Origin of the sequence: Enterococcus gallinarum NBRC 100675 (assembly GCF_001544275.1) — a bacterium.
GTDB classification, from domain to species: Bacteria; Bacillota; Bacilli; order Lactobacillales; family Enterococcaceae; genus Enterococcus_D; species Enterococcus_D gallinarum.
On record NZ_BCQE01000036.1, the window covers coordinates 23824 to 33267 of the forward strand.

Below are 9444 nucleotides of genomic sequence, written 5' to 3' on the forward strand. Positions count from 1 at the left end.
AGAAAAAATGAGAAAACAAGACCAATTACTAGGGGTACACCATGTAACAGCCATGACCAGTGATGTCGAAAGAAACTATCACTTCTTTACAGAGATTTTGGGGATGCGTTTAGTGAAGAAAACCGTCAATCAAGATGATATTTATACCTACCACACATATTTTGCGGATGATCTAGGTTCCCCAGGAACCACGATGACATTCTTTGATTTTCCCAATACCGATCGTGGCAGTAAAGGAACAAATTCAATTACCCGTACAGGCTTTCGCGTACCATCCGATGCTGCATTAGACTATTATAAAAAGCGTTTTGAGACATTTGATGTGAAACATGAAGCGATCACAACAGAATTTGGCAAAAAAGTGTTGCGCTTCTGGGATTTTGATCAGCAATCTTACCAATTGATTTCTGATGAACACAATCAAGGCGTCAAAGCAGGTATTCCATGGAAACAAGGGCCAGTTCCAGAAGAATTCGCTATTTATGGTTTAGGCCCAGTCGAAATCTCCGTTTCTTATTTTGCCGATTTCAAGGGATTACTGGAAAATGTCTTTGGATTCAAAGCCATCGATCAAGAAGGAAATCGCACGCTATTAGAAGTTGGCGAGGGGGGCAATGGGGCAGAAATCGTCTTAGTCGAAGATACCACAAGCCCACAAGCACAACAAGGAGACGGGGAAGTGCATCACGTCGCCTTTCGTTTAGCCGATCGCCAATCTTTAGCCGTATGGCAAGAAGTTTTTGAAAATTTGGGTCTCGCGAATTCCGGCTATGTGGACCGCTACTATTTTGAATCGCTGTATGTACGTGTAGGACATATTCTTTTTGAATTAGCGACAGATGAACCTGGCTTCATGGGTGACGAGCCTTACGAAACATTGGGCGAAAAATTATCACTGGCTCCGTTTTTGGAAGACCAACGTGCAATGATCGAAAAAGCGATCAAGCCGTTTGATACCACTCGCAGCCATAACTAAGGAGGTAAAAATGATGCAACCCATTCAACAAATCCACCATATATCCGCAATCGTCGGTGACCCGCAAGAAAATGTAGACTTCTACCGCGAAGTATTAGGCTTGCGTTTAGTCAAACAAACCGTCAACTTTGATGATCCTTATACGTATCATCTCTACTACAGCAATCTGTCCATTGAAAATGGCACGATCATTACCTTTTTCCCATGGGCCAACGCGCATCCTGGTCGTGTCGGTAGCGGACAGGTGGGCACGATTACCTTTCGCATTCCTAAAGGCAGCAGCGACTATTGGAAACAACAATTGGCCCATCATCAAGTCACTGTTCATGAGAGCCATCTATTTGGGCAACCAACATTGGAACTTCAAGATCCTCATGAACTGTCTTTAGCGCTAGTGGAAGGGGAAGCAGCGGAAACAAACGCGATTCTTGGGTTCCATGGAGCGGTCTTACTTTCCGCTAAGCCAGAGGAAACATTCAAGACGTTGACCCATGATCTAGGGCTGCAAGTTGTAGCGGAGACAGAATCAAACCGACGATTGGTGACTGCCGGACCAGTGAAACACGAGATTCTCCTACCAACAGAGCCACTGAGACCTGGTACGATCCTTTTTGAGATTGCAACGGAATCTCCGGGATTTCTCATCGATGAACCATTGGAAACCCTGGGGACAGCACTCAAATTGCCCCCTCACTTTGAAGAGCGCCGCGGAGAAATCACAGCTCATTTACCCAAATTGACTGTTTAATTTACAAGTAGGAAGTCATCAATCATACACAAAAAAGAGAAAGCGGTGTTGCATGATTTATTTGGATCCCCAAAATCTGACGCAAAGAGAAAATTATAAATTATTGATCGGCTCGATCATTCCGCGGCCGGTTGCCATCGTAACGACACGATCGGCAGAAGGGACCGTAAACATTGCCCCCTTCAGTTTCTTTTCGATCGTCAGTTCAGAACCCGCCATCGTTTCGATCGCTGTTCAGCGAAAAAAGGGCACGATGAAAGATACGGCTCGTAACTTACTCACGACCAAGGAAGCAGTGATCCATATCTTGGATCGCAGCAATGTGGAAGCAGCCAATCAGGCAGCGGCACTGTTACCTGCAGAACAAAGTGAATTGACCGTCGCAAATTTTACGCCAGTCCCTTCTCAAACGGTTGGCGTACCCGGATTGCAAGAGGCGAAAATTCGCTTTGAAACCACCCTTTACCAACATGTACCGATTAACGAGGAAGAAACCAAGGAAAAAAACAAAGAAGAGATAAAAGTGGATCTGCTCTTACTTAAAATCACTGGGTATCAAATAAATGAACAGGTCTATGAAGAAGGAAAAATCAATCCCAAAAAATTGGCGGCAGTTAGCCGACTTGCGGGAAATTCGTATGCTGAGATCGGCGAGATCTTCGATTTGGCACGACCAAACGAGAAGGAGGACAAATGAACTTTATCTTTCACCAAGGAAAACCAGCTGCTCCCGTACTTGTCTTGTTACATGGAACCGGCGGCGATGAACGCTCTTTGCTTGATCTAGGTCACGACCTAGATCCCCAAGCATCATTGCTAGGTATTCGAGGCAATGTTTTAGAGAATGGCATGCCCCGCTATTTCAAACGATTAGCAGAAGGCATCTATGATGAAGAAGATTTAATGTTCCGGGGGCAAGAACTGGCAGCATTCATTCAAGAAGTCGCTAAAGAAAAAGGTTTCTCAATCGAACAAGTTGTCTTGGTTGGTTACTCTAATGGAGCCAATATTGCGCTCAATCTATTGCTGGAATTCAGTGCTCTTTTTCAAAAAGCGATTTTGTACCATCCAATGTATCCAGTATCGAAATTACCCAATCACCTACTGGCACAAACAAACGTATTTATGAGTTTTGGTCTGAAGGACCCTATCGTTTCTGTGGAAGACAGCAAGTATGTGCAAGCGATTTTTGAGTCTCGAGGTGCACAAATAGAATATGTTTGGACCCCAAGTCATCAACTGACCTATCAAGAGGTTGAAAAATCACGAAAGTGGTTAGAAAAGGCAGATTAACTGGTTGTGAAACAGGGTTTAACACTATATATACTGTAAAAAAACACAACTGAAGACAACAATTTAAAAAAACAGCAACCAAAGGGGCAGACAAGATCCAGTGGCTGCTGTTTTTTTATAGAAAAAGTTTAGAAATTCAGGTAGCGTTTACTGCTGCTTATTTTTATGCCATACTATTGATTAATAGGCAAACCAATTTATTAAATAGACTTTCTATTGAGGTCATAGAAGAAGTGAGAATGCTCTGCAAAAGTATCTGAAATAATCGAACGAGGTTCTTCTTGGATGTGCCCTCGTGAGAGAGACAACTGATAAAAATAAAGGAGAAAAGAATTGGCAATTTCATTAAGAAAAGCAACAATAGATGATAGCCCACTGATCCAGAAATGGTGGCAAGACGGAAAGGTGATGGCAGCGGTCGGTTTCCCTCAAGGGTTAGCAGTGAGCATTGAGGAAGTACAGCAATCGCTTCATTACTACGAGGAGGTTTCTGGTGAGTTTTTATTGATTATAGACGAAAAAGGCCACCTCATTGGAGAATTTGCCTACAAGCCTATCGAAGCTAAAGGAGCAACGTTTGATATAAAGATTGGTGAACTGTCAAGGCAAAGGCAAGGCTATGGGAAAGCGGCTTTAGAAAAAGGCATGCAAAGGATTGCTGCCCAAAATCGCTTTAATCGAATCGAAATCACTGTCAATTCTACAAATGAGCCGGCACTGAAATTATACGAAAAAGTAGGGTTCAAACAAAGCGGTTTTTTGAAAGATCATTGGGTGAATCAAGTCGGTGAGCGTTGTTCGACAGTCGTGATGGTATATGAATTAGCAGATGCTGACAATGGCCTGAATAAAAGTAATTAAGGCACTAAATCATAATGCTTATTAAAGAGGCCTATCTGGATAAAAATCGCAGATAGCGCAAAAATAGATTTCCAGCAGGATACTGATTAAAGTCATCGGTTACAAGAGTCTTTCATAAACAATATCTTGATGATATCCATCGTTTTAGTTCATTCTCCTCTTTTTTTGAACTGGCTAGTTAGAGCAATGCTCTAACTATTAGGACATTTGTTTGAGCGAAGTCAAGGCATATGAATAAATTCGCTGTTGTAGAGATAACAACCTATGTGCGAAAGGTATTGGTCAACTCCTAAGTTAAAACGTATAATAAAGAAAAACAATATAGGAGCGTATATCATGAATTTAATAGGAATTGATTTGGATGGAACACTACTAAACTCGGAGCAAAAGATCAGTCATAAAAATGCCGCTTCTTTAAAGTCGCTTTCCAGTGATTGTTTCCCCTTTATTTGTTCGGGTCGAGAAGTAGGAGATATTCAGGCGATCCTCAAAGAAGCTGATTTAGCGATCCCGGCGGTCGGATTGAATGGTGCCATTGGGTACGATCAAGACAAGCTGATTTTTGATTTTCCATTTGATCCCCAAGCTGTAAAAGAAGTGAGCCAGATCGTTTCAGCGTTTCCAACAAAAATATATACCAATCAAGGCAGCTATGAATCGCAAAACTATCAAGAAGAGATGAAAAACATTTTCTATGCGATTGGTCAAGAATTTCCTGTAGAAGAACTGAATTATGAACTTGATTATGAAAATACGATTCAGTCGACAGCTTACGATGCGATTGAAGAAATCATCAATCAAAAAAATATTAATGTTTATAAACTGTTTGTTTTCGTCCCTAATCGTGAGATAAAAAAAGAGCTATTTCCGCAGATAGAAAATATACCAAATGTCTCTGTTACTGAATCAGCGGCCGTCAATCTTGAAATCGTTCCTCGCTCCGTATCCAAGGGCTTTGTTTTTGATCATCTTAGCCGCATTTATGAATTAGACCAGCCAACAAAATTCGCTATTGGAGATAGTTTAAATGACTTAGAAATGTTTAAGAACGCGGATATAAGTTTTGCCATGGCAAACGGTCATCCAGCAATCAAAGAATTAGCAGATCATGTGACCGTTTCAAATGACGAAGATGGTGTTTCGCAAGCGTTAGCAATGATTAAAGGTACAAGATAAGCATGCTGTTTGGAGAAGGCACAGCCTGCATTTCGCCCTAAAAGACCCTGCCACTATGTTGTCGCTTGAGAGACAACATAGTGGCAGGGTCTGCTTGTTAACGAAAGGGGACTATTTCATCAGATGGTTTTATAATTCGTGAATGGCCTCAGCAATTGGTGTTTCTCCGCTGATGACTTCAAATTCTTTGCCAATACTGTTTTCATTTTCCAAAACAGCGATCAATGTGGCAGCAACATCTGCCCGCGGAATCGAGCCGAACTCGTTGCGTTTGCCTGCTTTGACGTTGCCTGTTCCCGGATCGTCTGTCAAACCGCCGGGATGGACGATGGTCCAGTCCAAGTCGGTGCGGCTTCTCAACCATTCATCCGCATAATATTTGGCGATCGTGTAAGGCTGCAAACTATTTTGTTTCAACAGTTCTTCCCGATCATTTCTGAAAGTGCTGACCATGACGAAACGTTTGACGCCCGCTTTCTTTGCCGCTTCCATGGCTTTGACGGCACCATCTAGATCGACTGCTATCGTTTTTTCTAGTCCTTTGCCGCCGGCACCAGCACTGAAAACAATAGCGTCAACTTCGTTTGCTGCTTCTGCGATCGTTTCAATCGAGCTGGAAGCCAAATCCAGTAGTACCGTCTCGATCCCTTTCTCTTCAAAGAAAGGAACTTGTTCAGGATTTCGGATCAAGGCTTTTTCCTTGATCTGTGGATGATTCTTCAGTTGCTCGGCGAAATGCTGACCGACTTTGCCATATGCACCAATAAATAAGACTTTCATAGAGATTCTCCTTTTCAGAAAAGGGGATGACTGTAAGTATTTTAATAAACGGAAGATCTGAATACTAAGAGACAGGCTTCTGTGATCTCATAGATTCTGATCACAGCTTTATGAAAAGTATTCGACCGCTCCTCCAACTCAGATCATTTCGTTGGATGTTTACTTAGGTCATAGCCCTTTGTTATTGGTTTTCTCTTCAGAGATTGAAGGGAATTTTTTTAGCTAAACTTATATCGATAGATGATTGATCAAAAATCTTTCTAGATTAAGCATAGCATCCCTCCTACTATTCGACAAACAATGACAACTAGTTCTTTGTCCTCCAAAACAATAATGACTGACTATCCAGTTGCCTGTACCAACTAGTACTGGCTAAACCATTTCCTTAAGCTAGCTAGTGACCTGTCATTCCTCTTTAGTGTTATAATCAAGCCATCAAATAATCATTATTTAGCTAGTATTGGTGATTGATCAAATAAACGTAAGGAGAAAAGAAATGGCTTACGAAGTGGATTTTAAAAATGTAGTGACGGATGGATTAGAGAGCTCTCCTGTTGCAGAAAAATTAGCCGGTCTGCGGGCAAATGAAGCGCGTTACTTTTGGAACAAATACAAATATGTGTATACCACCTATCCAGCTGCTGAAAAGCCTGATTTGGTGGCACTGATCAAGCAGATCTTAAAAGAAGAACGGGATCTAGTTTTTGAATCACCCATTCTTGAAGTAGCACTTTACGAAGATGACGATCTTTTTTGGCCTGAATTCTATTATGAGAGTGGCATGGTCCTTAATTTACTCTATGAAAAACATGGAACCAGTGAAGGAAAGCCTCCGAAACGTGCAGTTGGTATCAAACTGTCGGAAGGGATGCCGGTTCCTGCTGAGCTAGAAGGGAAATTTAAATTCGCTCGTCAGCGTTCGAAACTTGCTGGCGAGATTCGCGGCTCATTTTTTGTTGTAAAGCAAGAATGGCTGTAAACTGTTGAAAGGCGTTAAAACCTGCTGCATTCTTTTTTTGAAGGATGTAATGTGTTTTAACGTCTTTTCTTTGCTTATCTTCCAGTGTAGAAGTTCAGACTTATGGTGGACAATATTTTTTCTCTGCTGTGATATATTTAGGCTGAAAAAATAAGTGGCTACCAGTTTATGGAGGATAGGATGGGAAAAAGAGTGAGTTATCCAGCATTGGATAGAATGAAATATGCAGGGGCTATCATGGTTATTATGATTCATTGTGATACCCTTATTCCTCAAGCGGAGACCAATTTTTTTATCAAAAATATTATTTGTCGTATTGCGGTGCCTTTCTTTTTTGTTAGCAGTTCATTTTTCATCCGTAAGGGGATGCAGATGAGACCGGAATATTTAAAAGAATATTTCCTGCATTTAATCAACTCTTACGTCGTATGGAGCATTCTTTTCCTTCCGATGGGGCTAGACTGGATTCATCAAAATCAAGAAGTGCCAATAGAACTACTTCCTGCGGCTTTGTTTGTTGGATTTGTCCATATCGGCACCTATTATCATTTATGGTACATCCCTGCATTTATCCTTTCGGTCATTTTTATAGTAAATTTGTTGAAACGTTTTTCGTATCAAAAAGTGTTTGTCATTTCACTAGTTCTTTATTTATTTGGAAGTTTGGAGACCTACTATGGTCTTCTACCATCTGGTTGGTTTAAAGATTTTTTTGATCTGGTTATTAGGCTAACATTTACGACTAGAAATGGTCTGTTCTTTGGCATGATTTTCACGCTTATTGGCTTTTTCATCTATGATCATCAGGAAAAGCTATCCCGAATGGGAAAACATAGTTCTAGTTTTCTTTTGTTATTTGGAAGTTTGTTCGTGTTGGAAGGTCTGTTCCTTTCTCACATTCACAGATTGGACATGAATTTTATCTTGATGCTTGTGCCGTTGAGTTTTTTCTTATTTCTTTGGCTGCTCTCAAAAAATCCAACGCAGAACTCCTGCTTAAAAAAATTACGAGAACTGTCACAATATTATTATTTTATCCATCCTATTTGCATTGTTCTGGTGGAAGAGACTGGTAAAGCATTGAAGCTAAGCATGCTCTCTTCCGGAATATTGAGCTTCCTAACCATTCTATTCCTAACCCATGTATTTGCTAAGGTCATTATCCACATTCGCAGCAAACCGTTAAGACCTGCTTTGTTGTTAAAAACTCTGTTTGCCAGTATCGGACTAACCCTTATTTTAGCTGGATCCTTGTATCAGTTCAAAGTGAGCAGCGCTGTGATTAAGTTTGAATTCGTTCCCTGTATATGGGTCATTTCTAGTTTCTTTTCACTCTTCTTTTTTATGAATTGGCGAATGGTTCTTCCTGCAGTCAAGAACTAAGGGTGTTGTCTTGTCTGCTCCTCGGATCATTCCTTATTGAGAGAAAGAGCCGACAGGAGAAACTTTATGAGCTATTTAGCAGATACAGCTTGATGGGGTATTACTTAGTCTCACGCCCGAGAGTAAGTTGTCTGCAGCTTTTTGAAAGCCAACTTTTTATTCAAGCGCCAAAACATGTGTCGGTCTTTTTTTTAGAAAAAAATTATGAAAAAAAATTCGAGAAATCTGGGAATCTATCATAGACTTTTCATATTTGACAGGTTAACTTTTTCGGACTGCGACTCCTCTTTTGAGATAGAATCACGGGTCATTCTTTTGTTAATAGGTTAAGTGAGAAATACGAGAGAAAAATCTCTCATTTTTATCACTGCTTCATAGAATGAGAACGGTTGAAAAAGCCCGGTTTGCTTGCTATTCTATTTTGTAAATCGATAGAGGAGGGCTGACAATGACGTCGTTACAAGAGAATCCTTTTTTGACTCGTCAGGATTACCAAGCGGCACTTGAACAAATCATGCAACCGTTGCGGGCAGCTATTTTGTCCACTGATCGTCCAGGATTGAATTTAGGTAGCAGCGGTGCTGTATATGATCAGAAGCGTGCAGAGATGGAAGCGCTTGTACGTCCGCTATGGGGGATCGCACCTTATTGGACAGCATGCCAAGATGATCCGTTGCGAGATGCCTATGTTGCTAAATTAATGACAGGAACCGACCCTGGCAGCGAAAATTATTGGGGAGAGATCACGGACTATGACCAATATATTGTTGAAGCAGCGGCATTGGCATTAACACTTTTACTACATAAAGAATATGTTTGGGAGCAATTGCCTGAAAGGAATCAACAAGCACTGAAAAAGTGGTTGTCACACGCATTAACCTGTAAGATTCCCAAAAACAATTGGACATTCTTTAAAGTGTTGATCCGGGTGGCATTGTATCAGTGTGGGGATCCATTGGCAAAAAACGAACTTACACAAGAATTAGCGTTGATCGATTCGATGTATATTGGTGATGGATGGTACGTAGATGGAAAAGTAACGCAACGCGATTATTATGTTGCTTTTGCCTTTCATTATTACGGTTTGATCTATGCTACTTTTATGAAAGAAGAAGATCCAGAATGGTCAGAGCGATTTATTGAGCGGGCTACTTTATTTGCGCAAGATTTTATTTACTACTTTGATGAAGATGGTGAAGCTTTGCCTTATGGGCGGAGTCAGATTTATCGTTTTGCTCAAAAGAACCC

Annotated in this window: 10 protein-coding genes; 9 read left to right on the top strand and 1 reads right to left on the bottom strand. The window is 41.0% G+C overall.

Annotated features, from left to right (window positions below; translation table 11 throughout):
* Positions 1 to 7: 7 nt before the first annotated feature.
* The 6 genes from EG2_RS16155 (at position 8) to EG2_RS16180 (ending at position 5054) form a co-directional block, all read left to right on the top strand.
* Entirely contained in the window at positions 8 to 976 is a 969-nt protein-coding gene (locus tag EG2_RS16155; protein WP_003127918.1) for a ring-cleaving dioxygenase, read from the top strand.
* Positions 977 to 989: 13 nt separating this feature from the next.
* Complete coding sequence (locus tag EG2_RS16160) at positions 990 to 1724, top strand: VOC family protein (protein ID WP_060815411.1); 735 nt, start codon at positions 990 to 992, stop codon at positions 1722 to 1724.
* Positions 1725 to 1776: 52 nt separating this feature from the next.
* Positions 1777 to 2421 carry a flavin reductase family protein gene (locus EG2_RS16165; RefSeq protein ID WP_003127920.1) on the top strand — a complete coding sequence of 215 codons (645 nt, stop codon included), beginning with the start codon at positions 1777 to 1779 and terminating at the stop codon, positions 2419 to 2421.
* Positions 2418 to 3017, top strand: a complete 600-nt coding sequence (locus EG2_RS16170) for an alpha/beta hydrolase (RefSeq protein ID WP_041120036.1) — start codon at positions 2418 to 2420, stop codon at positions 3015 to 3017. The genes EG2_RS16165 and EG2_RS16170 overlap by 4 nt, the downstream gene beginning before the upstream one ends.
* Positions 3018 to 3350: 333 nt before the next feature.
* Positions 3351 to 3878, top strand: a complete 528-nt coding sequence (locus tag EG2_RS16175) for a GNAT family N-acetyltransferase (RefSeq protein WP_003127923.1) — start codon at positions 3351 to 3353, stop codon at positions 3876 to 3878.
* A gap of 336 nt (positions 3879 to 4214) precedes the next feature.
* Complete coding sequence (locus EG2_RS16180) at positions 4215 to 5054, top strand: Cof-type HAD-IIB family hydrolase (RefSeq protein WP_060815412.1); 840 nt, start codon at positions 4215 to 4217, stop codon at positions 5052 to 5054.
* Between the two features lie 129 nt (positions 5055 to 5183).
* Here the strand turns inward: EG2_RS16180 and EG2_RS16185 are convergent, their stop codons facing one another.
* On the bottom strand, positions 5184 to 5834 hold the full coding sequence (locus EG2_RS16185; RefSeq protein ID WP_060815413.1) for an SDR family oxidoreductase: 651 nt from the start codon (positions 5832 to 5834) through the stop codon (positions 5184 to 5186).
* Between the two features lie 496 nt (positions 5835 to 6330).
* Here EG2_RS16185 and EG2_RS16190 point away from each other — a divergent pair, with 496 nt between their 5' ends.
* The 3 genes from EG2_RS16190 to EG2_RS16200 form a co-directional block, all read left to right on the top strand.
* On the top strand, positions 6331 to 6813 hold the full coding sequence (locus tag EG2_RS16190; RefSeq protein ID WP_003127927.1) for a hypothetical protein: 483 nt from the start codon (positions 6331 to 6333) through the stop codon (positions 6811 to 6813).
* Positions 6814 to 6993: 180 nt separating this feature from the next.
* Positions 6994 to 8196: an acyltransferase family protein gene (locus EG2_RS16195; RefSeq protein WP_021150649.1), complete on the top strand. Its 1203-nt coding sequence runs from the start codon at positions 6994 to 6996 to the stop codon at positions 8194 to 8196.
* Positions 8197 to 8644: 448 nt separating this feature from the next.
* A partial coding sequence (locus EG2_RS16200; RefSeq protein ID WP_082709586.1) for a DUF2264 domain-containing protein occupies positions 8645 to 9444 on the top strand: 800 nt, incomplete at its 3' end.

Coding starts and splice junctions, on each gene's coding strand:
- EG2_RS16190 (WP_003127927.1), top strand. CDS start 6,331: ATGGCTTACGAAGTGGATTTTAAAAATGTAGTGACGGATGGATTAGAG.
- EG2_RS16170 (WP_041120036.1), top strand. CDS start 2,418: ATGAACTTTATCTTTCACCAAGGAAAACCAGCTGCTCCCGTACTTGTC.
- EG2_RS16155 (WP_003127918.1), top strand. CDS start 8: ATGAGAAAACAAGACCAATTACTAGGGGTACACCATGTAACAGCCATG.
- EG2_RS16160 (WP_060815411.1), top strand. CDS start 990: ATGCAACCCATTCAACAAATCCACCATATATCCGCAATCGTCGGTGAC.
- EG2_RS16180 (WP_060815412.1), top strand. CDS start 4,215: ATGAATTTAATAGGAATTGATTTGGATGGAACACTACTAAACTCGGAG.
- EG2_RS16185 (WP_060815413.1), bottom strand. CDS start 5,834: ATGAAAGTCTTATTTATTGGTGCATATGGCAAAGTCGGTCAGCATTTC.
- EG2_RS16195 (WP_021150649.1), top strand. CDS start 6,994: ATGGGAAAAAGAGTGAGTTATCCAGCATTGGATAGAATGAAATATGCA.
- EG2_RS16165 (WP_003127920.1), top strand. CDS start 1,777: ATGATTTATTTGGATCCCCAAAATCTGACGCAAAGAGAAAATTATAAA.